Source organism: Acidicapsa acidisoli, from assembly GCF_025685625.1.
Taxonomy (GTDB): Bacteria; Acidobacteriota; Terriglobia; order Terriglobales; family Acidobacteriaceae; genus Acidicapsa; species Acidicapsa acidisoli.
This window is the reverse complement of the sequence record NZ_JAGSYI010000001.1, coordinates 2,209,189-2,235,887: the sequence shown is the minus strand read 5'-3', so window position 1 is coordinate 2,235,887 and position 26,699 is coordinate 2,209,189. Positions and strand designations below refer to the sequence as shown.

The window sequence follows — 26,699 nt, the reverse complement described above, 5'->3', positions numbered from 1 at the left end:
CAGTCAACGGAATTCCTACCGGCTCCCCACCAGATAGACCACCAGTTCCTGTTCCGGCCAGCTAAACAGAGGCTCATAGTGCCGGCCTTCCAAATACTCTTCAAGCGCCGCCTGCGATCCCAGGTCGACGCCTCCTTTCCCTGCAACGCGCACCACGAGGATGTGTTCCTCGGACGGAACGCCAACCTCGTCATAATTCGCGACTTCATGGTTACGGTAAAAGGCCAGGCCGTACTCCATATCCCGGCGGACGCGAAATACCGCGACCGTCTCGTTCGCTGGGACAATCGTCGCGATACGTTCGGCGAGGGGACGAGCGGAGTAGGAACGATCAAGCAGCTCGATCGTCCGTTTGCTTGCATCGACCCCTGGGATTCCAAAAAATGGGCCGACTCCGTACATGAACAGCAAAAGTACGACCATCACGGCGCAGGTGGCCGTCCGCAACCGCCGCACACCCCACCGTTGCACCACCAGCAGGATCAGAACCGCCGCGGATAACGCGGAAATTCCAGCCACAACCGCCGCATGCGAAGGTGGCATCTTCTTCGTCCCGTGAGCCACAAACCAGGGCAGCAATAGCACCGCAGCCGTCACGACGCCGACCAGCAGTGCGTGTCCAAGCAGAACCCATTGCTGTAGCCCGCGCGCACGAGAGCGAAAAAGATAGTCGCCGGTCAGAATTGCAATCGGCGGCAGGGACGGCAGAATGTAGCCAGGTAGTTTCGATTGCGAAAACGAGAAGAAAACAATGGGAATAAGCGCCCAGAGCACGAGAAACTCCGGGAACGCATCGCCCGGCTGACTGACGCCGATTTTTTTGGCGGCCGCCTCACTCGTGCGGGCGTGGCGAATCCGCCACTCGATGATCGAGACCTTGATTCCGTCCACCAGGGCGCGCATGGCGATCACGGTCCATGGCATCATCGCCAGCAGCACCACCACCAGGTAGTACCAGACAGGCTGCTCGTGCTGATACTTATTGGTCGCGAAACGTTCCAGATTGTGCTCGAGGAAGAACTCCTGGAAGAATGTCGGATTCTGGTGCTGCACTGCTATGAACCACGGCAGCACGATCGCGAAATAGAGCACAATCCCCGGCCACCACAGCGACTTCCAGAAGATCCACCACTCCTTGCGCAGAGCAGCGAAGCAGCCCACAATCACCAGGACCAGAAACGGGGCGACGGGCCCTTTCGCGAGCGTCGCGACAGCGGTGAAGAAATAGATATCAAAGAGCCAGAACTTCGATTTAGTCTCGTACCACGCATACCAGCCCAGCAGGCCGATCGACAGCGGCGCAGCCAGTTGCATGTCTGTCGATGCGCCGCGCGAAAACCCGAGAATGCCCGCGCAGGCCGCCATGATCAGCGCCGCATCCAGGTGACCACCTCGGCGGAAACGGCGCATGTGCAGGTACGTCAACCCTACCAGCCAGAGCGCAAAGCTCACGGAAGGCAGGCGCGCCACCCAGTCGGAAACGCCAAACTCCTTAAAGACATACATCGCGCGCCAGTAGTACAGCGCGGGCTTTTCCAGCCATGGCCGCCCATAGAGGTATGGAGTCACGCAGGCGCTCAACTGTTCGCGCAGGGAATGCGCACCGTTCAGCTTCTGCAGCATTTCGTGGGCGATTTGCGCATAACGCGGCTCGTCGGCGCCGACAAGACCCAGGCCTGCTCCACCAAGCAGAGGAGTAACGCCATAGATCAGGAAGAAAGCCATGAACCCGAAAAGGCTGACCACTTCCCAGACGGTTGTGGAAGATGGCATCTGCCAGCGAGATCGCGCAGTTGAAGTAGATGGTGGCAGAGGTGTCTCCACTAGGTTCAGTCCCAGATCGCTCATCTAAGTCTAAGAATGTCGGGGCCAAAGAGGGAGGAGGTTGGCCCGACCCTTAGGCTACCAGATTTGTCCCGGTGAACCCCCTCTGTCAAAACGCGATGCCGATACGTCACAGTCGTTTCCACAGATCCAGCACTGGAACCGGAATATCCTGCACATCGATCCCGTTGCGGGTGACAAGGGTAAGCTCGTGCGCCATAGCAGTGGCAGCGAGCAGTGTATCGACCACCGGCCTCGGACGTTGTGCCGACAGTTCTCCCCACAACTTCGCAACTGTTGTATCGATCCCCAGGATGCGATCGGCGAAACTCAGTTCCAGTCCCTCGACCCACGAACCAATTCTCTTCGCGGACTCTGGATCGGTTTGGTTCTTGCGGGCCACGCCTTTCCGTAACTCCCCAAGGGTGAGAACACTGATGTAGATTGCGGTCGGCTCCGTCTCGGAGAGAAATGAGATTACGCGCTCGTCCGCCTGTCTTTTGCGCGTCTCAGACAACACGTTTGTATCCAGAAGATATTGGAGCCGTCCGCTCACAGGCTGATCTCTCGCCCGGTGTCACGCTCGCGCTCTACTTCGAAACTATCCACTTTCGGGCCGCCCAGCAGATACTGCCGCAGGTCCGGTCGATGGGCCGTAAGCGCACGATAATCCGCAATGGAAAGAACGACAGCCCTTTCCGCGCCGTGCCGGGTGATGATTTGAGGACCTCGCTTGTCTGCCTCTTCGATCACCTCACTCAGACGCGTTTTCGCTTCCTGCACTTGCCAGATCGCCATGCAAGCCTCCAACCATTTCAGCCATAATTATAGTCTTTCTAGTTGAAATCATGGCAAAATTATCGGTCTAGTAGAGCTTCAATCGCGTCGCAGGCAATCCGGAGCGAATCTTCTTTCCGGATCCGCGCTCCGGCTTCGGCCGACATCGTGACAAATCGCCTATCCGCGAGCAATTGCGACAGTTTTTCGACGGCAGACTGCACGGAATAGGCGCTCCGTGCCAGACAAAGCCCTACACCGAGCCGTTCAACGCGCGCTCCGTTGTCGGGCTGATCCCACCCATAGGGCACAATCAATTGCGGACGCCCGGCGCGTAGCGCCTGCCCCGTCGTTCCCGAACCGCCCTGGTGCACGATCACGGACGCGCCGGGAAATATCCGGGAATACGGCGCATACAGGAGAGCCAGAAAATCCGCCGAAGTCGCAGTGCTCGTTGACTTGGCCCCAACGAACACCCCTCGTCGACCCAACTGCCGCGCCGCTGTCATGCTGACGTCATAAAAGTCGCCAGAGTTATGGACCGCCGTCGAACCCAGCGTAAAGACAATGGGAGCGTCTCCGGCAGCGAGAAAATCGGCCAGTTCCGGGGAATCGTCCTTGTGCGGGCTATGCCTGTCATAAAATACAAATCCCGGCTGGAGCGTATGCCGTGGCCAGTCTGGCTGCGGCGCGCCGAGGCAGCTCGAGAAGAGCGCAAGCACCAGATCCGGCGAGAACTTGTCCTTGAAAACCGGATCACACGCGACGCGCAGTCCCAGCTCCCGGCGCAGGCTCCTCACCGGCTCCCACCAGTGCCGTGACAGCAGCTTCCCGAACTCCAGAATCGCCCGGTTGATCCCCCAACCAGCACGGCGCAGCCGGTAGACCTCGGGAATATTCACCAGATACGAAGGATCGTGGGCGGAAAAGAACGAGGTCGGCGAAAGAATCGCGGAGCCCCACTGTAGTCTCAGCTTTTCCGCCACCAGCGGAGCAGCATAAACCAGTTCCCCGGCGATCATCAGATCTGCTTCAGCAGCCGCAGCCAGCAGATCGTCGTATGTATCTCGAAGATGAGGCAGGATCAGCTTGCGAAAGAGCACCTCCGGACCGCTTTTCAGATCCTCGCACTGCGCAATCAGATTCTGGTCCGTGGGGTCCCAGTTCGGCCGCAGCGCACGGAAAGTCAATCCCAGCGCTTCCACCTTGTCGCGGTAATACCCGGTCGAGGCGACTGTGACCAGATGCCCGCGCCGCTTGAGTTCCAGGGCCAGAGCCAGCGTCGGATGCAGATCCCCGAGCGACCCGATGGTCGCCATCAGTACCCTTTTCGGCGCATCCGATCCGGTCACTTACCCGTTAATTCCATCTCCCGACGCAGGGCTGCGAGGATCTCTTCCTTCGCCCGCTCCATCGGTCCATCCAGGGTGCATCCGGCAGCGTTCTCATGGCCGCCGCCGCCGAGCCGCTCGCTGATCTGTGCCACATTCACGCTGCACCCGTCTTTTCCGGTTTTGCTACGCAGGCTCAGGCGGATGCGTCCCTCGGGCAGCTCACGCAAAAACACCGCAGCCTCGACTCCCACCGTCGACAGCGCATAATTCACCACGCCTTCGCAGTCCTCCTCAACCGCGCCCGCACTCACCATATCCTCATGGGTCACCCAGAGCCAGGCCAGGGTTCCGTTTGCCCCGTTGCGTTGCAAATTGCTAAGCGCCTTGCCCAGCAATAGCATCTTGGAAAACGGATTGGCGAAATACACGTCTCGCGCAATATGCACTGGATCGGCTCCCGCTTCGACCAGTTCTCCGGCGAGAGTAAAGGTGCTGGCATGAATGCCCCCGAAGCAGAATCCGCCTGTGTCGGTGAGCAGCGTCGTATAGAGGCAGGTCGCCATCTCCGGCGTCACCGTGCAGCCAGAGGCCTTTGCCAGCCTGTGCACGAGTTCACCGACCGAGCAGGCGTTACAGTCGATCCAGTTCAGCTCGCCAAACTCCCTGCCAGTGGAATGGTGGTCGATGTTGATGTGGAACATCCGCTCCAGGCCGCGCAGCCGGGTTCGCTGCAGGCCATCGCATTCGAGCAGAATTACCGCGTCATACGGCCCATGGACCCGCATCGCATGGCGGATCTCGCCAGCGCCCGGCAGATTGCGGTATACCGCCGGAACTCGGTCCGCAGCCACAATGTCCACATTCTTGCCCATCTGGCGAAGCAGCATGCCCATGGCAAGCATGGACCCGACCGCATCTCCATCCGGCCGTGAGTGCGAACAGACCAGAAACCGCTCGCCCTCTCGCAAAGCCGCCAGAATCGCCTGCATCGGAGTCAGCGAAGCGCCCCCGGCGATTGCGCCCTGCGCATACGAAATGGATTGCGGTGTCGCCATATCCGTAAACCCGGCTACTCCGTGGCGGACGCATCGGCCGCAGGCTTTTCAGCAGCCGCCGGCTCCGGCAGCGCACCTGGAGCAGCCGGCTTCTGCCGCTTTTTGGCCCGTCCCAGCAATTCGTCGATGCGGGACTGAAACTTCTCCGATTTGTCCACGTGAAAACTCAGATCGGGCACGCGCCTCACACCAAGCCGTTCCAGCAACTCGTGGCGAATGTATCCTTTAGCCGCCAGGAGAGCCGCAACTGTGTTCTTTTCCGCTTCTTCGCCGCCGTCGACGGCAATGTACACCCGCGCTGACTTGCTGCCCGGATTCATCGCAACTTCGGTGACGTAGCAGAACGCGATTCTCGGATCGGAAAGCTGGCCCTCCAGCATGGTTCCGATCTCTTCGCGCAAAGTCTCCGCCACCCGATTCCGGTGGTACACACGCGATCTTGGCTCGGCCATGGCAATCCCTCCGTTTCCTCTTCAGGTAAACCCCATAGGATACCAGAGGTCGCGGGGCTCATCCTTCGAGGAAGTCCCACCATGAGTCGGAGATCTCCGCGCCCAGTTCCCGGATCATTCTCGCCGCGGCCCGCTCAACCTCTTCCACCTGACCGCGCAGATAATCCCGCGAACCAGAGATCGCCGCGACCCCAACCGTTGCGCTCTGCCAGGTAACGGCCTCATCCAATTCGGCAACGGAGACATTGAATCCCTGGCGAAGCTGGTCCTTCAGCGACCGCACTACCTGCCGTCGATCCTTGAGCGAGTGGGCGTGTTCGATGCGAATTTCAAGCGTGAGTTGGGCTACGGGCATTGTCTTTTGAATATCAGCGCTAGGAGAATTTTGCCAGTTGCTCCGCGCTTGGCGGGGCGGTAAAGAGGCTGACGACAATCAGCGCGGCGACGGCGGCAATCAGCGCCGGAAAGATCGCATCGCGCTGCGCAATCACCTGCGGGAAGACATCTTTGACGCCGGGAACATCCCATGCCAGTGTGACCACGGTTCCGGTGCCGATGGCTGCGACCGCGCTCCAGGCGGTCACGCGCTTTGAATAAAACGCCGCGAGAACCACCGGCGTCAGTGCTGCCGAATAAATCGTGTACGCGTACAGCATTTTCTGCAGAATGCTCTGAGCGTAGATGGCCTGATAGAGCGCCCAGCAGCCAAGAACCACGACCGCCAACCGTGAGATGATCAGCACCCGCTTGTGAGACGCGTCCGGCGCGATATAGCGCACAAAGACGTCGTTGACCAGATTTGTGGCCGGAGAAAACAGGTAATTCGAAGCAGTGGAGATCACCTTGGCAAACACCGCCGAGAGCAGCAACGCGCCCATGAATGCAGGCAGCCCGTGACGCGCCGTGTAGGGGATGATTTCGTAGGGCTGCTTTGCTACCTCGCCAGTCTGGTAAAGCGCCGAACCGAAGACCGCGATAGCCACGATCAAAGTCTCCAGCAGAACAGTGCCGAGAATCCAGCCTATGACCGAAATCCGCGCGTCCTTCTCGGATTTCGCCGAGAAGAACTTCTGATACATTACCTGATTGCCCAGCATCAGCAGCATCGTCGGAACAAGAAATTCCATCGCCCGCAAGAAGGTCAGATTTCCGAGTATCTGAAAATGTGTCTCCGGCAGCGTCGCATGAAGACCGGTCCATCCACCGGCCTTCACAAACAGCATTGGTGCGGAGATGATGCAGATCACTGTGACCAGCGAACCGATAGCCACATCCATATACGCCACCGACGACATGCCGGCCAGGGCCGTCGACACGATGACGAAGACGGCGATGATGTAGGTGCCCAGCTCGGGCGAGACGGTCTCGGGAAAGATCAGGTGCAGTACGTTGCCGCCGCCTTTGAACTGGTAGCTGGTGATGCCTACGTAGGCAAAGAGAATGGCGATCGTGCCCAGAACCCGCGCCGTCTGGTTGTAGCGTGCCTCCAGCAGATCCGGCAAGGTGAATTGCGCGAACTTTCGTGCGCGCGGCGCGATGAAGTAGATGAGCAACAGGCCCAGCCAGCCGCCGCCAGCCTGCCAGAGCGCGGCAAATCCGTTCCGGTACGCATTTTCCGCACCGGCAAAGAGCGACCCCGCACCGATCCACGACGTGAGCAGCGTGAGCACCAGCACCGTAGCCGGCAGCGACCGCCCGGCAACCAGATAATCCGCCTTGGTCTTGACCAGCGAGGCACGAAACAGCGAAACGCCCATGAGCGCGGCAGCTATGACAACAAGCAGAATGACGTAAAGCGACGACATGGGCAGGCGTTTCCTTCGCAGACTCGAATTAAAGCGAGTGTAACGGATGGGGCTCGGAAAAAGCCTCGGAGCCGGTCAGAGCAGGGACTGAATCCGGCTCCGGGCGACATTAAGCGCAATGCCCCTTAGAACCACCAGCTTCGATCTGCCCGTCTGGCCATACGCAACGATCACAGCGGAGCGCGCAACGCTGAATATTTCCGCCAGAAAATCGACAAGCGCCTCATTCGCTCGTCCCTCAATGGGTGGCGCCTGGAGCGCGATTTTCAGCCGCGAATCGGCGCCTTCGCCGTGGATGCCAGCAATTGCCGTGCGTTTCGCTCCCGGCTGAACGCGAATCGCAAGCGAGCAGCCATCCGGATGATCTCGCAGAAAGCTCGTCGCCGTATCATCGCTCATTTCGGATAGCCGGGCCGCATCCCGAAAAGCGCCGTTCCAACGCGGATGCGGGTCGCGCCCTCGGCGATGGCCAGCGAAAAATCTCCGCTCATGCCCATCGACAGCACCGGCAGATTGAGCCGTGGATGCTCCACCGCGAAACGGTCCCGCAGCAGCTTCAGCGCACGGAAACAGCCGCGAGTCTCGTCTTCCGGCACATCCAGCGGAGCGATGGTCATCAAACCTTGCGCCTCCAGATTGTGCAGCGACGGCAGCTTTTCCAACAGTTCCGCCAGCTCGGTCGAATCTGGGGCAAGACCAGCCTTCGATTCCTCATGACTGAGCTTGATCTCCAGCAGCACCGGCAGCCGCTTGCCGATTCGCCCAGCGGCTTCATCGAGCCGTTCCGCAAGTCGCAGCGAATCCACCGAATCGACGGCGTCGAAGACCTCAACAGCCTTCGCTGCCTTATTCGATTGCAAATGCCCGATCAGATGCGCCCGCATCCGGCCGCGAACACCGGCCGCGGCTAACTCGACAGACTTGGCCGCAAACTCCTGTACACGGTTTTCGCCAAAGACGCGCAAGCGGAGCTCAACGGCTGCAACGAGCGCTTCCGCAGGATGATTCTTGGAGACAGCCACTAGTTCCACCTCGGAACGAGCGCGATTGGCCGCACGGCACGAGCTTGCAATCAGGTCTTCGAGCCGTTCGAGATTGCGCGCAAGATCTTCCCGGATCACCGTCTGCCGTTCTGTTTGCTCGCTCATGTCCCCCGCTCCCGATGCAACAACCCATGGCCACCGTCCGTCATCCTAGCTGATATGTGGACAGTAATATTGCTCATTCTCTCGAATATCTGCATGACAATCGCCTGGTACGGACACCTGAAATACCGCCAGGATGCACTTTGGAAAGTGATCCTCGTAAGCTGGGGCATCGCCTTCTTTGAATATTGCCTGCAAGTCCCGGCCAATCGGATCGGATCGGAACGCTTCAGCCCGGTGCAACTCAAGGTAATGCAGGAGATCATCACCCTCTGCGTCTTCGCCGTCTTCACCATGCTCTACTTCGGAACCCAGCTCCGATGGAACCACGCCGCGGCGGGGCTTTGCCTGGTCGCCGCGGCGTTCTTCGTCTTCAAGCCATGGTAAGCAACGTTCTACTGAGGAGTGGCCGACGCCAGCCCTCAGTGTCCGTGCTCTTCTAGGAACTTCTCCGCTTCGAGCGCAGCCATGCAGCCCGTCCCGGCTGCAGTGATGGCCTGGCGATAGCGCCGGTCCTGCACGTCGCCGCAAGCGAAGACTCCTGCGACTTTGGTCAGCACGTTGTCTTTCGTGCGGATGTATCCCTCGTCGTCCAGGTCAATCTGGCCGTGGAACATCTTGGCATTGGGCTCATGACCGATGCCGAGAAAGAACCCTGTCACCGGCAGGACTGACTTTTCGCCGGTCTTGACATTGCGGATGTGCAGCCCGCAGACCGACTTCTCCTCGACGCCGAGCACTTCGTCGACGACCGTGTCGGTCAGGATCTGGATCTTGGGATGAGCAATGACCCGCTCCATCATCACCTTCGAAGCGCGGAAGCTTTCGCGGCGGTGCAGCAGGTAAACCTTGGTCGCGAACCGGGTCAGAAACAGCGACTCTTCCATCGCGGTATCGCCGCCGCCGACGACAGCAATCTCCTGGCCGTTGAAGAAGAATCCGTCGCAGGTGGCGCAGCTTGAGACGCCGTGGCCGATCAAGGCCTGCTCACTCGGCAGCCCCAGCCAGCGCGCGCTGGCGCCGGAGGCAATGATCAGGGTACGAGCGCCGTACTCTCCGTTCGACGTCTTCAGCCGGAACGGGTGCACGTTCAAATCAACCGAAACCAGGTGGCTCGTCTTGAACTCAGCGCCAAATCGCGCCGCCTGTTTCTTCATGTTTTCAATCAGTTCCGGCCCTTGAATGCCATCTGGCCATCCCGGAAAATTCTCGACCAGGGTGGTAATGGAAAGCTGGCCGCCCGGTTCGTGACCTTCCAGCACCAGCGGCTTGAGGTTGGCACGTGCGGTGTAAATAGCGGCAGTGAGGCCTGCGCAGCCGGAACCCAGAATGACGGTATCGCGAATTTCCTGCATTGTGATCTTTCCCCAGCGATTTATGTGGACTTGGTAATTGTAGTGGAGTACCCGGAACAATCCCCGACTTCCAGCCGCACCGCATCGCTTCTCTTCTGGAGATAAGATGAAGCTTATGGCGAATCTGACTCTGATCTACGGTCTCCGCCTCCTGCCCGAGGGCGAAGTCGCTCAGGTGCAGGACGCAACCCTCAAACTAGCCAATGGCCAAGAAGCGCATGTCACGATGCACGTACTCGAAGGCTCCCGAGAAGAAATCGAGGGCCAGCTGCGCATGAGCATCGACGCCTTCTTCGACTTCTATCCGGAGATTTAAGCAGGCCCAGAGCCGTCGGCGAAGTCCTCGACGGCCCTCTGCGAATTACCGAAAACGTCGTTTTGCGGGCGGTTGATTGGCGAGCTTACCTCAGTCGCCGTTGTAGCTGTCGAAGGTACGCTATCGAGCCAGCAGTCCATAACAGGTTGAAGAAAGTTCCTATGGCACGCGGAAATACCGGCCCACCGTTCATCCAACCGAAGACCAAACATGCAAGCATGAGAGCTATAAAACTCCTTACAAACCAGATTCGACGGACTACGCGTCGTCGCTCCCGGATTTTTAGCTCGCCTATCACCGAAGACTATTGTAGTGTGGCCGATCAGAAACGAACATCTCGTAAAGTCTCATTTTAGGTCGCTTCAAGGAGGCAACTTAAATTCGTCAACAAAATCTGCGAATTACCGAAAACGGCGTCTTCAAGAGAGCTCACCTCTGCCCGTAGCCCGTAAAAACGTAATCTTTTGATTTCACTGCCGTGTGGCACGCGAATCCGCACTTGGCATCGTTCCCCTGCGGCGGCTTGTCTTTCAAGTTGGCGGCCCTGAACGCATTGGACGCCGCGTCATACTCGAATGCGCCGTAACCCCATCCGCCGCTGTCCGCGAACCGCTTGCTGTCCTTCAGCATGAGATCAACGTCATGCTGGGTGCCTGGCACTGTCGGCGCACCGGGTTCCTCGACATTCACTTTCGCGATCCAATGGACCTTCACCATCTTGGCGCCATCGGGAAAGGGCTTGCCGTTACCGGGAATACCCGCCTTGTAGGCGTTGATCATCGCCGGATTGCCGAGGATCGCGGCGAGTGTATTGCCGTTATGACTGATGGCGATCACCGGCCAGCTTTCGTATCCCTTGAACTCGGAGAACGCGACGCCATTCAGTACTTTGAGGGCGTACTTGTCCTGCGCAGGAATGGCGGCTTGTGCCTGTGACGGGACTGCTGTGGAAGCGGAGGCGGAGTCGAGCCGGGGAAGGCTGTGGATGAAGCGTGCAAGCTTCCAGGTGTCGTTCTCGGAAATGCTCGACCGCCAGGCAGGCATGCCTGTGAGGCGAACTCCGTTCTGTATGATCCAAAACAGTTCCGCGTCGCTCCAGTGCTGCACGTGGGCCGAGGTGAGATCCATGGCAGGCGGGGCCATGCTGTGCCCGAGACTCGTATCTCCGCGCCCGTCGGGAGCGTGACATTGGGCGCACGACCCGAGAAACACTTCCTGCCCCTGGCTCACGACCTCGCCCGTCTCAGGCAGGGGGTTATTTTTCTTTCCTGCCTCCAATGGAATGGCAACGTCTTTAGCTGCATTGGCCAGGTTGCTTTCCTCCTGGGAAGGATGTTTGTCCGCTGTGCAACCTGTAAGCAAAGCGCCCAGCATTGCAATGATTACTCCAAGCCTCAGATTCTGTTCTAGCGCCACACGGCAATCATTTCCGCGCCACCTGCCAATCCACGGCAGGCCTGTAGATTCCCTGAGAAGTTCAGGCATCGTGTGTTCTCCTCCGCAAAGAGAGCCTTCCAAACCCGATGTGACGTGCGTCTGGAACACTTGCAATTAAGCCGGAGGCAAGGGAGTAAAACAATTGGACGATGGTATCGACCGGTACCTTCGTATCAAGTGCGCGGGAGGGATGTCAGGGGCGGAGTGAACGTGGTCCGCCAACGGCATCCGTTCCTGTTAGAAAACCCTCACAGTAGCTCGCCCTTTTCGGATGTTCTCGTGTTCATCCAGCATTGGCCGTTGAAGTTCCGTTGAAGTTCCACTGTCTTCTTCGGTGGAGGCCTTTGCTCGAATGTTCCCGCGACTTTTTCCCTCCCCTTGGCTGTTCAGTTGCCTGCTCATCGGAGCGTCTGTCGCGTTCTTTTTCGCGCCATCTGCGGCCTTGGCCGGCGGCCCGAAGTACGTCGCCGGAGTGAGCTACTTCAATCCCGCTGTGATGGGCCAGCCGGTGATCTGGCCCGGCGGACAGGTAAAGTATTTCGTCGATCAGGGTCCGCTCGGACCAGTCTCGAACGCGCAGGCCGTCGCCATGGTCGATGCCGCAGCCGCGATCTGGAGCGCCGTGCCGACAGCAGCAGTCAACCTCACCGACTCCGGCAGCCTCGCCGAAGACGTGAACGGCAGCAATGTCTTCGCAGGCAATGGCTTTCTCTACGCCCCGGCCGACGTAGCTCCCACCGCGACTTCGACACCCGTCGCCGTGATCTTCGACTCCGACGGCTCCGTCATGGACGCGCTCGAAGGCGCGGGAGCCAGCGAACCCGATAACTGCTCCATGAACAGCCTGCTTGTCTGGATCGATAACATGAGCGTCAACGCCAACCTGGCTCATGGCGTAATCCTGCTGAATGGCCGCTGCGCCACCTCGGCAAACCTGCTCGCTATGATGAGCTATCAACTGGAGCGCGCCTTCGGGCGCATTCTCGGCCTCGATTTTTCGCAGGTCAATCCCAATGCCCAGACGCTTGGCTCGACAGAACCCAACGGCATCCTCGGCTGGCCGGTCATGGAGCCGCTCAACGGCGAATGCAGCGCCTTCGGCGGCGACTGCATTCCCAATCCCAGCGAGCTGCGCCTCGACGACATCGCCGCACTCAACCGCCTCTACCCGGTTACGGCTGCCAATCTGGCCAGCTTTCCCGGAAAAATGCTGACGGCCCCGAATACTGTCTCAATCGAGGGAACAATCAATTTCCGCTCGGGACAGGGCATGCAGGGAGTCAATGTCGTCGCCCGGCCGCTCGACGCCAACGGCAATCCGCTCTACCAGTACACCGTAACCTTCGTTTCAGGGTCGTATTTCTCCGGGAATCGCGGCAACCCGGTCACCGGCTGGACCGACGCAAACGGCAATCGGCTGGATCGCTTCGGCAGCAACGACCCCTCCCTCGAAGGTTTTTTCGATCTGAGCGCGATGCCTTTGCCGCCCGGCATGACAACGGCCAACTATCAGGTAACCTTCGAAGCGGTCAGTCCGCTCTATATTGACTCCGTCTCGGTCGGCCCATATTTGCTTGGTTCGCCAACTCCCTCGGGCACCATGCCGACCCTGGAGGTGACTGGGCTTGTGGCCGGAAGCTCTCGGACCTTGACGCTGAACATAGCCGACTCGGCAGCGGAATTAGCCCCGCAAACCACGGTCACCGCGTTGCCCAGACCCCGGCCTTTGGCGTATTCTGAGTTCGCCAACGCACCGGAGGCAGCCTCAGCGAATCGCCTCCCTGTGAATCCGGTCAAATTGATCGGGTCGATCGGGTCGATTGGGCCAACTGCCCCCACCCTCCCGGCAGCCATCGGCACCGAGGCCAGCCCAGAGCTGTTGCCCCCAACCGGAATCTGGATCAGCCGCATCGGTCAGGTGGGCCAGGGCGACTGGTTTCTGCTTCCGGTGCAGGCCAATCGCACCTTCACCTTCATTGCGCAGGCACTCGACGAAACCGGCACGCCCAGCGCGGTCAAGGCCATGCCAGCCATCGGCGTCTGGGACGGCTTCGACCCCATCGGCACTGCCGCAGCCGGGTCTGCTCCCGCCGCTGACGGCGTCGCACCGGGAGAAACATGGATGCAGGCATCAACCACCGCCAGCGACATCGTCAGGCTGGCGATTGTGGATCAGCGCGGGGATGGCCGGCCGGATTACCTCTACCGGGGCTGGGTTCTCTACGCCGACACGGTCTCCCCCACCCACTTGCCGTCTTCCGGAGGAACAATCGTGATTCGCGGAACCGGCTTCCGCCAGGGAGACACCGTGCAGATTGGCAGCACAGCCGCCCAGGTGATCAGCGTCCTGCCGACCGAAATCACCGCAGTGGTTCCGGCTGCCGGTCCGGGCGTAACCGGCTCCCAGAATGTCACCGTGAACGACCTGCCTTCCTTCAATGCCACAGCGATCATCCCAGGTGGCGTGAGCTACGACTCGGCAACCGGGGACGCATTAACGCTGTTAACGGCTCCGTCTAATCAGGTTCCGATCAATGTTCCGCAGCCATTTTCCGTAATCGCGACGGACGCCGACGGCAATCCAGCAGGCGGAGTGACGGTGCTGTATTCCGTCACCAGTGGAGTTGCGGCTTTGGGATGCGGCACATCCATCTGTTCTGTCACGACAAGCGGCGATGGCCGCGCGACGCTCTCCGTGACCGCGACCTCAACTTCAATGGCGGTCGTTACCGCGGCCCTGACCAACGGCGCCGGCATCCAGACGCACTTTTATGGTGGAACTCCACCATCGCTGTCCGCATTGACCCAACCCTTTATCTGGCAGCAGGCGCAACTATTCAATGGCCGGTACAAGTGCTGGTGCTGAGCGGCAGCGAACCCTTGCCGGGCCAGCAGGTGGCATGGCAAAGCACCGCGGGAATTTCAGCCCCAACCGGCCCTGTCACAACCACCTCAGCCGGAACGGCGAGCACAACCCTGACGGTCGGACCGCTCGGCGAAGGTCAAACCGCCTCTTCAACTGCCTGCCTGAGCGGAACCACCACCTGTGCCGACTTCAGCACCTTTGGCTCGCGCCCTGAACTGGCAACCCTTACCGCAGTTTCCGGAACCAGTCAGAGCATTCCGGATACAGCGACCCCGTCCCCGGTGACTCTGCGCGTCCTCGACGTGGATGGCAACCCGATGGCGGGTGGCACCGTGAGCTTGAGTCAGGCGCTCTACGCCTGGTCTCCGCCTTGTCCGCCCCGTGGACGCTGCGCCCAGGCCCAGCTTTTGGCGAGCCAGACCACCGAGCTGACATCGGCGCTGGACGGAACAGTGACACTCACTCCGTTAACCCTCCCGGGAGTCGCAACCAACCTGCAAGGGCTCGCGGCGACCGGAAACAACGGAATCCTGAAATTCTCCGTCGAGCAGCATCCCGAGTAGCATCGTTAACCCAAACCTCGGCTGAGCCCGTCTCTCGTTTCCGTTGAAGGCCAAATCGCGGCGATGCCCTGATCTTGCGATACCTTTGAGGGAATTCCGGCATCACAACGGGGGAGGATCAACGACATGAGCCAGCTGACTCCGCCGTCCGCCCCCCACAATGCTGCGTCTGTCAAAAGGCCGCGCGTAGCCGTCGTCGGAGGCGGATTCGCAGGCCTCAACGCGGCCCAGGCGTTAGGCAAGCTTCCCGTCGACGTAACAGTAATCGACCGCCGAAATCACCACACATTTCAGCCATTGCTCTACCAGGTTGCCCTGGCAGTTCTGTCACCGGCGCAAATCGCCCAACCGATCCGCACCGTGGTCCGCAAGAACGCCAATACCGAAGTACTGATGGACGAGGTGATGGAGATTGAGACTACTGATCGCCAACTGAAGCTGGCCAGCGGCACAACGATCAACTACGACTACCTGATTCTCGGAACCGGAGCAACCCACTCTTACTTCGGCCATGAAGAGTGGGCAAAATTCGCGCCTGGGCTGAAGTCCATTGAGGACGCGATCGAGATTCGCCGCCGCGTGCTGCTGGCCTTTGAACTGGCGGAGCGGCACATGCTCGAACACGGCTGGCATCCGCCGCTGAATTTTGTCGTCATCGGCGGCGGACCCACAGGAGTCGAGCTTGCCGGCGCGGTGTCGGACATTGCCCGCCTCTACATGCGCCACGACTTCCGCCACATCAATCCCGGAATGGCGCGGGTGTTATTGATCGAGGGCGCGCACCGCATTCTTGGGACGTTCCCCGAGGATCTCTCCGCGATGGCCCTGAAACAACTGGAAGGGCTTGGTGTCGAAGTCTGGACCGACAAGCAAGTCACCGACGTGGGCGCGGGATACGTTATGATCGGCGACGAGCGAGTCGAGGCAGTCGTAACCTTGTGGGCCGCCGGAGTGGCAGCCTCGCCGCTGGGCAGAATGCTGGGCGCGCCGGTCGACAAGCGCGGCGCGGTCCTCGTAGACAAGCAGTTGAATCCAGAGGGATTGCCCGAAGTCTTCGTCTGTGGTGATCTTGCTCATTTTGAACAGGATGGACGTCCTGTTCCCGGCGTAGCCCAGCCCGCAATGCAGATGGGCCGCCACGTGGCGAAGGTGATTGCCGCCGATCTGGAAGGCAAAACCCGGCCCAACTTCCGCTACTTCGACAAGGGGGACATGGCGACCATCGGTCGCCACGCGGCAGTCGCCAAGATCGAGTGGCCGTTCAAAGCCCACTGGGGCGGCTTCATGGCCTGGGTGACCTGGATCGTGGTGCATATCTACTTCCTCATCGGCTTCCGCAGCCGCCTGGCAATTTTCAGCTCCTGGGCCTGGACCTACTTCACCTTTACCGATGGAGCCCGCCTGATTACCGGCGACCAGCGGCTGACTGGCTGGGAGGAAGCGACGCACGGTTCGGCGCTTGATCCTCACGATCCCGACCCGCATGATCCTGACACGCACGATCCTATTCCCGCTCAAATGCCGGCCCACGAAGCTGCTCCCCGCCCGCTTGCGGTCGCTGCCGGGGAACGTCGGAAACAGCCATAGTAAGCTGGAAGAACCATGTTGGACTTGGGATTTGTACGCAATAACCTGCCTTTGGTGGAAGAAAAGCTGCGCGTCCGCGGTGCCGACCCGGCGTTATTGCTGGGAGATTTCCACTCCCTCGACGCTAGCCGCCGCGAGGCAATCACCCAATCTGAGCAATACAAGGCGCGGCGCAATGAGCTGAGCCAGCAGGTCGGCGCGCTGAAAAAGTCAGGGCAGGACGCAGCGGCAAATGCTGTGATGGAAGAAACCCGGGCGCTCAAAGAGCGACTGGACGCGCTCGACACGACTGCGGCGGCTCTGGATGACGAAATGCGTCAATCCCTTGCGCGCATTCCCAATCTGACCCGCGACGAAGTGCCTGCCGGAAAATCCGAAGAGGATAACGTCGTCGTCAAGAGCTGGGGCGCGATTCCAGCCTTCGAATTCACGCCTAAGCCGCATTGGGAGCTTGGCGAGTCGCTTGGAATTCTGGATTTGGAGCGCGCTGCCAAAATCAGCGGAGCACGTTTTGCCGTCTACAGGGGCGTTGGAGCGAGGCTTGAACGGGCGCTGATCAGCTTCATGCTCGATCTGCACACCAGTAAGCACGGGTATACCGAGATTCTGCCGCCCTTCATGGTGAACAGCAAGAGCCTCTTCGGAACCGGCCAGTTGCCGAAGTTCGGCGATGACCTCTTTCGATGCGGTGACGGGACGGACTTCGTCGAGGGCGAGTATCGCGACAACGATCACTGGCTGATTCCGACCGCCGAAGTTCCGGTGACCAATCTCTACCGTGACGAAATCCTTGACGACGCGAAGCTTCCCATTCTGCTCACGGCCTACACACCCTGCTTCCGCGCCGAAGCCGGAGCAGCCGGCAAGGATACCCGCGGAATCATTCGCCAGCACCAGTTCCAGAAAGTCGAATTGGTGAAATTCGTGCGTCCCGAGGAATCGGACGCCGAACATGAAAAGCTCACCCGCGACGCTGAAGAGATTCTCGAAACACTCGGTCTCCCTTACCGCCGTATGCTGCTGTGCAGCGGTGACACGGGATTTTCCTCCGCGAAGACGTTCGATCTTGAGGTCTGGCTACCAGGACAGGGTTTGTACCGGGAGATCTCTTCCTGCTCGAACTTCGAAGCCTTCCAGGCGCGGCGTGCGAATATCCGCTTCAAACCGGGCGGCAAAGGCAAAAATGAGTTCATCCACACGATCAACGGCAGCGGCCTGGCGGTGGGACGAACATGGCTGGCGATTCTCGAAAACTATCAGCAGGCCGATGGCTCGGTGGCAATTCCCGAAGCGCTGAAGCCTTATATGGGCGGCCTGGATCGGATTACCTCACAGTAATAAAGCAGCAGTAAGTCAGTCAGGACAGCAGGGTAGAAGGACAGATGCAAAAGACGTTGAAGAGCTATTTTTTCTGGACCCACCAACGGGGCAGCTTCCACTACGACGTGATGGTCACGCTGATTCTGGCCTTCATCTTCATCACGCCCCATATCTGGAACTACGGAGACAAGCCGTTTCGCGAAGCGGGCTTTACCGGTCCAACCCTGGTTGTCGGTGATGGCGATCACGGTCTGATCGTCACTGTCCCGTACAAGGATGTCTGGGTGGACCCGTCCGCCGGAGACTGGCATGTCCGCAGGGCGCTGCACCAGGCCATCGAGCCAGTCACAGGGGATGCAGTCGCGGTGGTACGGTGGGAAACAACAGCTTACGTCGATGGCAAGCCAACCGCATGGAAAGTCTGGGCACATCGCTAGTCGTTCTGCTTTATTTTCGGGGACTTTGCAGCTTCCTATTCGTCCAAGTTGGCAGGTGGAATGATGATTCTCGCGTCTAGATCTTTTGGTCTCAATGTAGTGCTCCTATTCGGGCTCACCCTTGAGGCGACGGCCATTGTCCCGCTGCCGCCCCTCGTTTTCGCACAAACTCCGGCTCCCGCGAAAGCTCCGACGGATCTGGAAAAAGTTCTGACAAAGCTCGATGCTTCCGCAGCAAAATTCAAGTCCGCACAGGCGCAGTTTGTCTGGGACAACGTGCAAACGAAGCCTATCGAAGAAGACGACAAGCAGACGGGGACGGCGATCTTTGAACGGAAAGACGGCCAGATGAAAATTGCTGTCCATCTCAAGACCTTCAACGGCAAGCCGCTGGAAAAAGATATGGTCTATTCTGACGGCGTCGGAAAGCTCTATGAAGCTCGTCTGAAGCAGCTCCAGGTCTTCCAGGTCGGCGAGAAACGCTCGGAACTAGAGACATTTCTGACGCTCGGTTTTGGCGGCAGCGGCAAGGATCTGGCGAAAAACTGGAACATAACGTACGCCGGAACAGAGCAGGTAAGTGGAGTTGCCGCCACAAAGCTGGAATTGACGCCCCGCGACGCGAGTCTCGCCAAGACCACTTCCAGGGTGCTGCTCTGGATTGACATGGACAAGGGCGTCGCGGTGAAGCAGCAGAAGTTTTCCAGCGATGCCAGTTACGTCGTGTTCCTTTACAACGATATTCGCCTCAACTCAAAGATTCCAGACGATGCATTTGTGATCAAGACCCCATCGGGAACGCAGATCGTCAACCATTGAAGTTCGCGGACGGTCACGTTTGCAATTGCTTTCGCCGAGACTTTGTTCCAGACTTTTGCCCGGAGAAGATGCGTTGAAGCGCGATCCCGCCCGCCGCAAAGAGCATCGGGAAAAATTCGAGCGTATAGCGAGTCTCAGGCGCTTCGATCGTGAGCAGAAGCAGGCTGCGCAGCACTAAATACGCGGCCATGTACGGCCAGTAACGCGGGCGGCAGACAAGCCCGGCTATCCCCAGCACGATAAGTAACAGATTGACCAAACCGTAGGCCACGCTGAATTTCGTTTCCGCGTGATGCAGGTAATATTGCCACCAGCGCAGATCGATTGGCAGATTTTCAACGCGCGGACGAAACGTCATATCCGCCAGCCGTCCCATCGGCAGCAGCAACCAGGTACGCAGCGGATGGCTTGCGGCCCGTTCCCGCGCCAGGGATTCAAAGCGAGCGTCGAGCGCCGGCGTAATCTCTTGATCCACGTTGTATTCGGAGATCAACTGCGCCGTCTGCTGCTGTTGCGCTGGCGAGTCGAAAGCCTGGCTCGGCAGATCGCTCAATTCGATCGTATTGTCCGGCACATTCCAGTAAATCTGGTACGTGCAACTGAAGTCGAGGCACCACGTCTTGACCCAGTGCTGCCAGCCAAGGTGCGGGTCTTCGCCGGGATCGTTGGCGTAGCGCGGGGCAAGCGGCTCGAAAACATGGAATGTCCGCCAGTTGCGCGCAGTCCACACGGCAAAGGGAAGCACCGAGATCACGCCGCACAGCAAAGCATTCCGCAGGGCATTGCGCAATGCCGGCCTCAGTGAAACTCCGGCTTGACGCGATGAGAACAGCAAAGCCGGCCATAGAGTAAAGGCCAGCAAAGCGCCGTCCGGACGCAGAAGCGCAGCGGAACTAATGGCAAGAGTAAAGAGACCCAGAGCGCTCCATGCCCTCATGCCTGGTTCAGGTTTGCCCTTCGCCATTCCGCTGGAATATCGTTCCAGCGACCACATCGCTAGGCAGATCGCGTCGAAAGTGAGCGATTCGGTCAGCGGAGCAGAAGTATAGACCGCCGTGAACGGGCACATCGCGCCCAACCAAAGCGCGTTTAGACCAGCCCTCGGCGAACTGATCCGGCGGACAAAATCAGCCTGCAGCAGACACGCTCCGAGTTCGAGAAAAATCTGTAAGTATGTAACAGCGTTATAGTTGGCGATACCGAAGAAACGAAAGCAAAGCGCAAGAAAAAGCGGGTAGCCCGGCAGCCGGATCAGCGTTGAGTGGACCACGCCGCTTCCGTCGGTAATGGCAAATGCTCCATGGAGAACGATATTCCTGGCAATGCCGCCGTAAATCAGCGCGTCGCCGTTATCCTGCGGAAAAGCGGAGAGCATCCACAAGCGAAGAATCAGCCCGCCGATCAGTGCGGCCATTGCCCGCCAGCCCAGCCAGCGCCAGCCAAAGCAGCCGGGACGCCCGGCCTGCCAGCTTACACTGGGAACAGGAGTAGACGCCGGTTCCGGCGTTGATTCGAGTTTTGCCGCAGGAGTGGATTTGACTTCCTTACCCTCAGGCTGCACGTTTTGCGCAGCAGCCTTGTTTTGCCCAGAAATGTGTCTCGCTTTGAATTGACGCACCGAACCTGCTTCCATACGATTCGAGTGTAACCTCGGACGCTCAGGACGGAATCCGCAACGCACGATTGATTCAGGCGCATTCGGCAAACCAGATTAGGTTCCCCAGACACAGATGACACCCGACAAACAGATTTTTCTCGACCCGCATCGTAAACGCTGGAAGCGGCTCCGCCGCGTTCTGGACATTTCCGCACTCCTGTTTACAGTGGTGGTTGCAATCTTTATCTTCAATGTGCTTCGCCAGCAGAAGCTTCCCGATCTGCTGCTGTCCAGTCCGAAGCACAACTTCAAAGCACTCCGCGACCGGCAATCGGATCTGATCCGGGCAGAAAAAGCTAAAGAAAAGCCGGCGCGGCGAAGGACGGCGCGCAGACCTTCCGACATCCCCTTCAACACCGGGGAAAGTCTCCGCGCTGCGTATTACCGGCCAGATAATGCGGCCAGCTACTCCTCGTTCAAAGAGCACGTTCATCAACTGGATATTCTCTTTCCGGTCTGGCTCCACGTTTCGGAGCCTGACGGAAATCTGATGGACGAATCCAGCGATGACCGCCGGGAGTATCGTGCGGTCGATAATCACGGCGTTCATGATCCAGACGAGATGAACAAGGTCAAGAACGTGATTACGGCCGCCAAGGAAGATACCGAAATCTTCCCGAATCTGAGCAGCTTCAACCCGCAAAATCAGAGCTTCGATCCAGCCATTGGCGGAGTGCTGACCGACCCTGTCAAGAGTCAGGCGTTGCGCTCGCAGATCATCAGCTTCTTTGTCGGTCTGCCGGCATACCGCGGACTCTCGCTGGACCTCGAAAACATACCGGACAACGCCCAGGAAGCCTACCTCCAGTTCATCCAGGCGCTGTACTCAGATATGCATGCGCGTAATCTGCGCCTCTATATCAACGTCGAGGTTTCGACCGACGACGACACGCTGAAGCGCATGGCGGCCAACTCCGACGGACTGCTCGTCATGAACTACGACGAGCATGAAGAAGGTAGCGAACCGGGCCCCGTCGCCTCGCAGTCGTGGTTCCTCGACAACCTTAAGCGCGTTCTGAAGGTTGTGCCGAAGGGAAAGATCATCTGCGCCGTCGGGAACTACGGCTACGACTGGCAAATCTCGATCCCTGACCCGAAAGACAAAAAGCACCCCAAGCCGAAGGTGCTTTTTACCGATGACCTGAGCGTCCAAGATGCATGGCAGCGGGCTTCGGACGCGGACGCCGATCTCGATCTGGATTACGACTCGCTGAACCCGCACTATTCCTTCATCGACGAGGACAACCACGTCCGACATGTCGTCTGGTTTCTGGATGCCGTGACCATGCTCAATGAGATGCGCGGCGCGCGGGCGTTGGGTATTCAGACCTTTGCGCTATGGTCGCTGGGGCAGGAAGACCGCTCGCTCTGGAGCATCTGGGACAAGCCAAGCAGCCCTGATTCTCTGAACGCACTAAGTGTTGTCCCCCCTGGTCATGACCTGGACGATGAAGGCGTCGGAGACATTATCCGCATCACGGAGAGGCCAAAGCCGGGGAGACGCACCATCGAACTCGACACCGACGACACCGATCCTCGAAGCAGACTCATCATAGACGAGCACATGGATTCCTATCCATTGGGCTACAAAGTGGAGCACTACGGCTACCATCCCGGCGAGGTCGCTCTCAGCTTCGATGACGGGCCAGATCCCACCTGGACGCCAAAGGTCCTCGACATTCTGAAACAGAAGAACGTCAAAGGTACCTTCATGCTGATCGGCTCGGAGGCGCAGGAAAACGTGGGCCTGATGCAGCGCCTCGTGCGCGAAGGTCACGAGATCGGCAATCACACCTACAGCCATCCGGATATCAGTGAGGTGTCGTCCCGGCAACTACAACTGGAACTCAACCTCACCGAGCGGCTCTTTGCCAGCAAGCTGGGCATCCAGCCACTTTATTTCCGGCCTCCGTACGACATCGACCAGGACCCCGATACCGATGATCAGGCCGAGCCTGCCGACCGCGTCGAGAAGATGGGCTACGTGGTCGTAGGTGACAACATCGACACCGACGACTGGGACGAGCATCCGCGCAAGTCTCCACAGGAGATCACTGCCTCGGTGCTTGCGCAGTTGGACAACATGAAGACCAAGCCGCAGTTCCAGGGCAGCATCATTCTCATGCATGATGGCGGCGGCAACCGCGCGCCCACCGTGGCCGCGCTGCCGGTGCTGATCGATGCCCTGCGCGCCCACGGCTACAAGATCGTGCCCGTCTCTTCGCTGATGGGCAAGACTACAGCGGAAGTGATGCCGAAAATCACAGGAATGCAGTACTGGAGGGCGCGTGCCGACTCGGTCGCCTTCAGCATTCTGTCCTTCTTCGGTCACTTCATCGTGCTGGTCTTCTTCGTTGGAGATGTGTTGATGAGCGCGCGGCTGGTGCTGGTGGGAATCCTCGCCATCATCGACCGGCTACGCAAGCATCGCGAGCCGACTCCGGGTTTTACTCCGCGAGTCGCCGTACTGGTGCCCGCGTACAACGAGGAGACAGTCATCGTCCGCACCGTGCGTTCGGTCCTGAATTCGAGCTACCCCAATCTGCATGTAGTGGTGATCGACGACGGATCAAGCGACCGCACAGCCGAGGTAGCCCGCGAAGCCTACGCACCCGAGATCGCAGCCGGAAAAGTGGCCGTGTTGACCAAGGCCAACGGTGGCAAGGCGGCTGCGCTCAACTATGCCGTCGATTGCCTGACAGAGGAGTTCTACGTCGGCATCGACGCCGATACGGTCATCGCACCCGACGCCATCGCCAAGCTGATTCCGCATTTTGAAGATCCGCTGGTAGGCGCCGTCGCCGGCAACGCCAAGGTCGGCAATCGCGTCAACCTCTGGACACGCTGGCAGGCTCTTGAATACATCACCAGCCAGAACTTCGAGCGCCGCGCCCTCGACCTCTTCAACGTGGTCACTGTCGTTCCGGGCGCAATCGGCGCCTGGCGAACCGCGCCGGTGAAAGCTGCCGGAGGTTACCCTCTCAACACAGTCGCGGAGGATGCCGATCTGACCATGAGTCTGCTGGAGCAGAGGCTTAAGGTCGTCTACGAAGATCGGTCGCTCGCGTTTACCGAAGCTCCGGTCGACGCGAAAGGCCTGATGCGGCAGCGATTCCGCTGGTCCTTTGGAACACTCCAAGCGGTATGGAAGCATCGCGCGGCCTTTGTGCGCAACAAGGCAATGGGACTGTTCGCACTGCCCAACATCATCGTCTTTCAGATGCTGCTGCCGCTGGTCTCACCCTTCATCGACATCATGTTCCTCTTCGGTGTCGGGCAGTTCTTCTGGGACCGCTACTATCACCCTGAGTCGGCGAGCAATGCATCGTTCGAAAAGCTGCTGGCCTACTTCCTGACCTTCATGGTGATCGACTTCATCACCTCCTCAGTCGCCTTCAGCCTGGAGCGCAAGCACCCCGCTAACAAGGGCGACGTCTGGCTGCTCTTCCATATCTGGCTGCAGCGCTTCGCCTATCGCCAGGTATTTTCCGTAGTGCTCTTCAAAACCGTGAAACGCGCCATCGACGGACGGCCTTTCAACTGGGACAAGATCGCCCGCACGGCCAAGATGAGCAAGCAAACCGACGAATTGATGGAAAGTGTTTAGAGCGTTACACCCGCAGCGGAAGATTAAGGAAACTCTGAACAAGCCCCGGAACCAGGTTGTCTTGAAAGGGCGTGGCTTTAGCCGCCCAGGGAATATTTCGACTGGCGCAATTTCCAGCCATAATGAACTTGTTCAGAGACTTCCTAATGCTTCGCTGCGGACGATCTCGGCGGCAGCGTGCGCAGGTAGGCGATAATCTGCCATCGTTGCTGCTCCGGCAGAGAAGCCCACGAAGGCATTCCCTGGTACGGATCGCCGTTGCGAAGCATCCAGCTTAGCTCGCCGTCCGTGGCGTGGCGAATTCGCGCGCTGCGCAGGCTGGGACGCGGCGGCGGATGGGTGCGTCCATTGGCGTCAGCCCCATGACATTTGGCGCAGTTTTCAGCAAAGAGCGCCTTACCGGCCTCTGCTGCCTGCGGCTGATGCGCCAGAGGATTGCTGCGCGCACGGTCCTCGTCCGGAACCCGATGGAGCCATTTGCCGTCAAATTGACCGGACGAACCCATTTGAGCGCTTGCGCTGAATAAAAGTGCTCCAAAACCGAGTGTCAACAGTGTCAAAGAAGCCCCAGCGGCCCGCAGCGATGTAAGTTTCATCTCCCATCCTTCTTCTTTGAAGATAACGCGACGAAACGGGAGTTCCTGGGACACCAGGCAGCATGGAAAGCAGTCACTGTACGACGCCGATTCCCATCCTCAGCTAGACTTGTAAGGTATGAGTTTCGACACCGTTTCCGGAATTGCACTTCGTTCGCCCCACGGCGAGTTTGTGAATGAGCCCTTTGTCAACTTCGCAGAGTCAGAGAATGCCCGCGCCATGCGCGCAGCTCTGAACCATGTGGAGTCGCAACTCGGCCGCGAGTACGACCTGATCATCGGCGGCCATCGCGAGAAGACAACGGGCAAGATCACATCGCTGAACCCGGCGCGGCCCGCGCAGGTTGTCGGCGTCCATCAGAAGGCAGGCGCGGAGCACGCGCAGGAAGCCATGGATGCGGCGCTGCGTGCCTTTCACTCCTGGAGCCGCGTGTCTGTCGAAGTGCGCGCCTCGCTGCTTCTGAACGCGGCGGCGATCATCCGCGAGCGCAAGCTGGAATTCGCAGCGTGGCTCACCTACGAGGTCGGCAAGAACTGGGCCGAGGCCGACGCCGACGTCGCAGAAACCATTGATTTTCTTGAGTTTTACGCCCGCGAGGCGCTTCGCTTGGCCAAAGCCACAACGCCGATACAGTTCCCCGGCGAGCGCAACCGGCTGGTCTACATTCCACTCGGCGTGGGAGCCGTCATTCCGCCGTGGAACTTCCCTTTCGCCATCATGGCCGGAATGACCGCAGCGGCCATCGTCACCGGCAATACGGTAATCCTGAAACCCTCCAGCGATTCCCCGACCATCGCGGCCCAGTTTATGGAAGTGCTGGAAGAGGCTGGACTTCCGGCCGGAGTCGTCAATTTCTGCCCCGGATCTGGTGCAACCTTTGGCAATGCCATCGTCGCCCACCCGAAGACCCGCTTCATTGCCTTTACCGGCTCAAAATCGGTCGGACTGGACATTCACGAACTAGCGGCCAAGACGCAGCCCGGCCAGATCTGGATCAAGCGAACGGTCCTCGAAATGGGCGGCAAGGACTCGATCCTCGTTTGCGCCGACGCCGATATCGACGTCGCAGCCGACGGAATCGTCGCCTCGGCCTTCGGTTTCAGCGGCCAGAAGTGCTCGGCCTGTTCCCGTGCGATTATCGAAGCGCCGGTCTATGACTCCCTCGTCGAAAAGGTTCGCGACCGGGTAGGAAAGCTCACGGTCGGCGATCCGGTCGAGAACCCGAACCTCGGCCCCGTGGTCAACGCCAGCGCAAAGGAAAGCATCCTCGGTTATATCGAAAAGGGCAAGCAAGAGGGCCGGCTGGTCGCGGGCGGCTCGGCAATTGAAACGAATGCCGGCGGCTATTTCCTCGAACCCACCGTCTTCGCCGACATCGATCCCGACGCCGTGATTTCGCAGGAAGAAATCTTCGGGCCTGTGCTGGCGCTGATCAAGGTCGAGAGCTACGAAGAGGGCCTCGCGGTCGTCAACAACACCGAATACGGCCTGACCGGAGCCATCTACACAAACGACCGGTCACGGCTGGACCATGCAGCAGCCGAGTTCCACGTCGGCAATCTCTACCTCAATCGCAAATGCACCGGCGCAATGGTGGGAGCGCATCCCTTCGGCGGCTTCAACATGAGCGGAACGGACTCCAAGGCCGGCGGCCCGGATTATCTGCTGCTCTTCACGCAGGCCAAATCCGTTGCCGAAAAGCTATAAAACAAAATTGCGCGCCGCGATTGCGCGCACCCCTACGAA

General features: G+C 59.3%; 24 protein-coding genes. 10 read left to right on the top strand and 14 right to left on the bottom strand.

Annotation, left to right across the window (positions count from 1 at the left end; genetic code table 11):
• Positions 1–15: 15 nt before the first annotated feature.
• The 10 genes from OHL23_RS09010 to OHL23_RS08965 form a co-directional block, all read right to left on the bottom strand.
• Positions 16–1,773, bottom strand: a complete 1,758-nt coding sequence (locus tag OHL23_RS09010) for an ArnT family glycosyltransferase (protein WP_263351445.1) — start codon at positions 1,771–1,773, stop codon at positions 16–18.
• A gap of 181 nt (positions 1,774–1,954) precedes the next feature.
• Positions 1,955–2,380 (bottom strand): type II toxin-antitoxin system VapC family toxin, encoded by a 426-nt coding sequence (locus OHL23_RS09005; protein WP_263351444.1) that lies wholly within the window; start codon positions 2,378–2,380, stop codon positions 1,955–1,957.
• Positions 2,377–2,622 (bottom strand): type II toxin-antitoxin system Phd/YefM family antitoxin, encoded by a 246-nt coding sequence (locus tag OHL23_RS09000; protein WP_263351443.1) that lies wholly within the window; start codon positions 2,620–2,622, stop codon positions 2,377–2,379. Before OHL23_RS09000 ends, OHL23_RS09005 begins: the two co-directional genes overlap by 4 nt.
• Positions 2,623–2,681: 59 nt before the next feature.
• Positions 2,682–3,920 carry a glycosyltransferase gene (locus OHL23_RS08995; protein WP_263351442.1) on the bottom strand — a complete coding sequence of 413 codons (1,239 nt, stop codon included), beginning with the start codon at positions 3,918–3,920 and terminating at the stop codon, positions 2,682–2,684.
• A 29-nt stretch (positions 3,921–3,949) separates the two neighbouring features.
• Positions 3,950–4,990 carry a DHH family phosphoesterase gene (locus OHL23_RS08990; RefSeq protein WP_263351441.1) on the bottom strand — a complete coding sequence of 347 codons (1,041 nt, stop codon included), beginning with the start codon at positions 4,988–4,990 and terminating at the stop codon, positions 3,950–3,952.
• A gap of 14 nt (positions 4,991–5,004) precedes the next feature.
• On the bottom strand, positions 5,005–5,442 hold the full coding sequence (gene rbfA / locus OHL23_RS08985; protein ID WP_263351440.1) for a 30S ribosome-binding factor RbfA: 438 nt from the start codon (positions 5,440–5,442) through the stop codon (positions 5,005–5,007).
• A 58-nt stretch (positions 5,443–5,500) separates the two neighbouring features.
• The gene (locus OHL23_RS08980; RefSeq protein WP_263351439.1) at positions 5,501–5,797 is read right to left on the bottom strand and encodes a DUF503 domain-containing protein; all 297 of its coding nucleotides are present in this window, start codon (positions 5,795–5,797) and stop codon (positions 5,501–5,503) included.
• A gap of 19 nt (positions 5,798–5,816) precedes the next feature.
• Positions 5,817–7,247 (bottom strand): sodium:solute symporter family protein, encoded by a 1,431-nt coding sequence (locus OHL23_RS08975; RefSeq protein ID WP_263351438.1) that lies wholly within the window; start codon positions 7,245–7,247, stop codon positions 5,817–5,819.
• A gap of 75 nt (positions 7,248–7,322) precedes the next feature.
• The gene (locus OHL23_RS08970; RefSeq protein ID WP_263351437.1) at positions 7,323–7,646 is read right to left on the bottom strand and encodes a DUF167 domain-containing protein; all 324 of its coding nucleotides are present in this window, start codon (positions 7,644–7,646) and stop codon (positions 7,323–7,325) included.
• Entirely contained in the window at positions 7,643–8,395 is a 753-nt protein-coding gene (locus OHL23_RS08965; protein WP_263351436.1) for a YggS family pyridoxal phosphate-dependent enzyme, read from the bottom strand. Before OHL23_RS08965 ends, OHL23_RS08970 begins: the two co-directional genes overlap by 4 nt.
• Before the next feature lie 54 nt (positions 8,396–8,449).
• Here OHL23_RS08965 and OHL23_RS08960 point away from each other — a divergent pair, with 54 nt between their 5' ends.
• Entirely contained in the window at positions 8,450–8,779 is a 330-nt protein-coding gene (locus OHL23_RS08960) for a DMT family protein (RefSeq protein WP_263351435.1), read from the top strand.
• Between the two features lie 35 nt (positions 8,780–8,814).
• Here OHL23_RS08960 and trxB read toward each other — a convergent pair whose 3' ends face one another.
• A complete protein-coding gene (gene trxB, locus OHL23_RS08955) occupies positions 8,815–9,747 on the bottom strand; it encodes a thioredoxin-disulfide reductase (RefSeq protein WP_263351434.1) in 933 nt (310 codons plus the stop codon).
• 106 nt (positions 9,748–9,853) lie between these two features.
• On the opposite strand from trxB, the gene OHL23_RS08950 reads away from it, so the two are divergent.
• Complete coding sequence (locus OHL23_RS08950; RefSeq protein WP_263351433.1) at positions 9,854–10,063, top strand: allantoinase; 210 nt, start codon at positions 9,854–9,856, stop codon at positions 10,061–10,063.
• Positions 10,064–10,492: 429 nt separating this feature from the next.
• On the opposite strand, the gene OHL23_RS08945 is transcribed toward OHL23_RS08950, so the two are convergent.
• Positions 10,493–11,548: a cytochrome P460 family protein gene (locus OHL23_RS08945; protein WP_263351432.1), complete on the bottom strand. Its 1,056-nt coding sequence runs from the start codon at positions 11,546–11,548 to the stop codon at positions 10,493–10,495.
• Between the two features lie 304 nt (positions 11,549–11,852).
• On the opposite strand from OHL23_RS08945, the gene OHL23_RS08940 reads away from it, so the two are divergent.
• The 6 genes from OHL23_RS08940 (at position 11,853) to OHL23_RS08915 (ending at position 19,092) form a co-directional block, all read left to right on the top strand.
• Entirely contained in the window at positions 11,853–14,366 is a 2,514-nt protein-coding gene (locus OHL23_RS08940) for an IPT/TIG domain-containing protein (RefSeq protein ID WP_263351431.1), read from the top strand.
• Positions 14,354–14,929, top strand: coding sequence for a hypothetical protein (locus OHL23_RS08935; RefSeq protein WP_263351430.1), 576 nt, complete (start codon positions 14,354–14,356; stop codon positions 14,927–14,929). The genes OHL23_RS08940 and OHL23_RS08935 overlap by 13 nt, the downstream gene beginning before the upstream one ends.
• A gap of 126 nt (positions 14,930–15,055) precedes the next feature.
• Complete coding sequence (locus tag OHL23_RS08930) at positions 15,056–16,516, top strand: NAD(P)/FAD-dependent oxidoreductase (protein WP_263351429.1); 1,461 nt, start codon at positions 15,056–15,058, stop codon at positions 16,514–16,516.
• Between the two features lie 15 nt (positions 16,517–16,531).
• Positions 16,532–17,854, top strand: coding sequence for a serine--tRNA ligase (gene serS / locus OHL23_RS08925; protein ID WP_263351428.1), 1,323 nt, complete (start codon positions 16,532–16,534; stop codon positions 17,852–17,854).
• Between the two features lie 44 nt (positions 17,855–17,898).
• Entirely contained in the window at positions 17,899–18,273 is a 375-nt protein-coding gene (locus tag OHL23_RS08920) for a hypothetical protein (RefSeq protein ID WP_263351427.1), read from the top strand.
• Between the two features lie 60 nt (positions 18,274–18,333).
• Entirely contained in the window at positions 18,334–19,092 is a 759-nt protein-coding gene (locus tag OHL23_RS08915; RefSeq protein ID WP_263351426.1) for a LolA family protein, read from the top strand.
• 13 nt (positions 19,093–19,105) lie between these two features.
• On the opposite strand, the gene OHL23_RS08910 is transcribed toward OHL23_RS08915, so the two are convergent.
• Positions 19,106–20,710, bottom strand: a complete 1,605-nt coding sequence (locus tag OHL23_RS08910; protein WP_263351425.1) for an ArnT family glycosyltransferase — start codon at positions 20,708–20,710, stop codon at positions 19,106–19,108.
• 112 nt (positions 20,711–20,822) lie between these two features.
• Here OHL23_RS08910 and OHL23_RS08905 point away from each other — a divergent pair, with 112 nt between their 5' ends.
• Positions 20,823–24,356, top strand: a complete 3,534-nt coding sequence (locus OHL23_RS08905; protein WP_263351424.1) for a glycosyltransferase — start codon at positions 20,823–20,825, stop codon at positions 24,354–24,356.
• Positions 24,357–24,499: 143 nt separating this feature from the next.
• On the opposite strand, the gene OHL23_RS08900 is transcribed toward OHL23_RS08905, so the two are convergent.
• Positions 24,500–24,952, bottom strand: coding sequence for a c-type cytochrome (locus OHL23_RS08900; RefSeq protein WP_263351423.1), 453 nt, complete (start codon positions 24,950–24,952; stop codon positions 24,500–24,502).
• A gap of 118 nt (positions 24,953–25,070) precedes the next feature.
• On the opposite strand from OHL23_RS08900, the gene pruA reads away from it, so the two are divergent.
• Positions 25,071–26,660, top strand: coding sequence for an L-glutamate gamma-semialdehyde dehydrogenase (gene pruA, locus OHL23_RS08895; protein ID WP_263351422.1), 1,590 nt, complete (start codon positions 25,071–25,073; stop codon positions 26,658–26,660).
• Positions 26,661–26,699: the final 39 nt, after the last annotated feature.

Bases quoted from the DNA above. Each gene is read 5' to 3' on its own strand.
- OHL23_RS09010 (WP_263351445.1), bottom strand. From the start codon at position 1,773: ATGCCATCTTCCACAACCGTCTGGGAAGTGGTCAGCCTTTTCGGGTTC.
- OHL23_RS09000 (WP_263351443.1), bottom strand. From the start codon at position 2,622: ATGGCGATCTGGCAAGTGCAGGAAGCGAAAACGCGTCTGAGTGAGGTG.
- OHL23_RS08995 (WP_263351442.1), bottom strand. From the start codon at position 3,920: ATGGCGACCATCGGGTCGCTCGGGGATCTGCATCCGACGCTGGCTCTG.
- OHL23_RS08990 (WP_263351441.1), bottom strand. From the start codon at position 4,990: ATGGCGACACCGCAATCCATTTCGTATGCGCAGGGCGCAATCGCCGGG.
- rbfA (WP_263351440.1), bottom strand. From the start codon at position 5,442: ATGGCCGAGCCAAGATCGCGTGTGTACCACCGGAATCGGGTGGCGGAG.
- OHL23_RS08980 (WP_263351439.1), bottom strand. From the start codon at position 5,797: ATGCCCGTAGCCCAACTCACGCTTGAAATTCGCATCGAACACGCCCAC.
- OHL23_RS08975 (WP_263351438.1), bottom strand. From the start codon at position 7,247: ATGTCGTCGCTTTACGTCATTCTGCTTGTTGTCATAGCTGCCGCGCTC.
- OHL23_RS08970 (WP_263351437.1), bottom strand. From the start codon at position 7,646: ATGAGCGATGATACGGCGACGAGCTTTCTGCGAGATCATCCGGATGGC.
- OHL23_RS08965 (WP_263351436.1), bottom strand. From the start codon at position 8,395: ATGAGCGAGCAAACAGAACGGCAGACGGTGATCCGGGAAGATCTTGCG.
- OHL23_RS08960 (WP_263351435.1), top strand. From the start codon at position 8,450: ATGTGGACAGTAATATTGCTCATTCTCTCGAATATCTGCATGACAATC.
- trxB (WP_263351434.1), bottom strand. From the start codon at position 9,747: ATGCAGGAAATTCGCGATACCGTCATTCTGGGTTCCGGCTGCGCAGGC.
- OHL23_RS08950 (WP_263351433.1), top strand. From the start codon at position 9,854: ATGAAGCTTATGGCGAATCTGACTCTGATCTACGGTCTCCGCCTCCTG.
- OHL23_RS08945 (WP_263351432.1), bottom strand. From the start codon at position 11,548: ATGCCTGAACTTCTCAGGGAATCTACAGGCCTGCCGTGGATTGGCAGG.
- OHL23_RS08940 (WP_263351431.1), top strand. From the start codon at position 11,853: ATGTTCCCGCGACTTTTTCCCTCCCCTTGGCTGTTCAGTTGCCTGCTC.
- OHL23_RS08930 (WP_263351429.1), top strand. From the start codon at position 15,056: ATGAGCCAGCTGACTCCGCCGTCCGCCCCCCACAATGCTGCGTCTGTC.
- serS (WP_263351428.1), top strand. From the start codon at position 16,532: ATGTTGGACTTGGGATTTGTACGCAATAACCTGCCTTTGGTGGAAGAA.
- OHL23_RS08920 (WP_263351427.1), top strand. From the start codon at position 17,899: ATGCAAAAGACGTTGAAGAGCTATTTTTTCTGGACCCACCAACGGGGC.
- OHL23_RS08915 (WP_263351426.1), top strand. From the start codon at position 18,334: ATGATGATTCTCGCGTCTAGATCTTTTGGTCTCAATGTAGTGCTCCTA.
- OHL23_RS08905 (WP_263351424.1), top strand. From the start codon at position 20,823: ATGACACCCGACAAACAGATTTTTCTCGACCCGCATCGTAAACGCTGG.
- OHL23_RS08900 (WP_263351423.1), bottom strand. From the start codon at position 24,952: ATGAAACTTACATCGCTGCGGGCCGCTGGGGCTTCTTTGACACTGTTG.
- pruA (WP_263351422.1), top strand. From the start codon at position 25,071: ATGAGTTTCGACACCGTTTCCGGAATTGCACTTCGTTCGCCCCACGGC.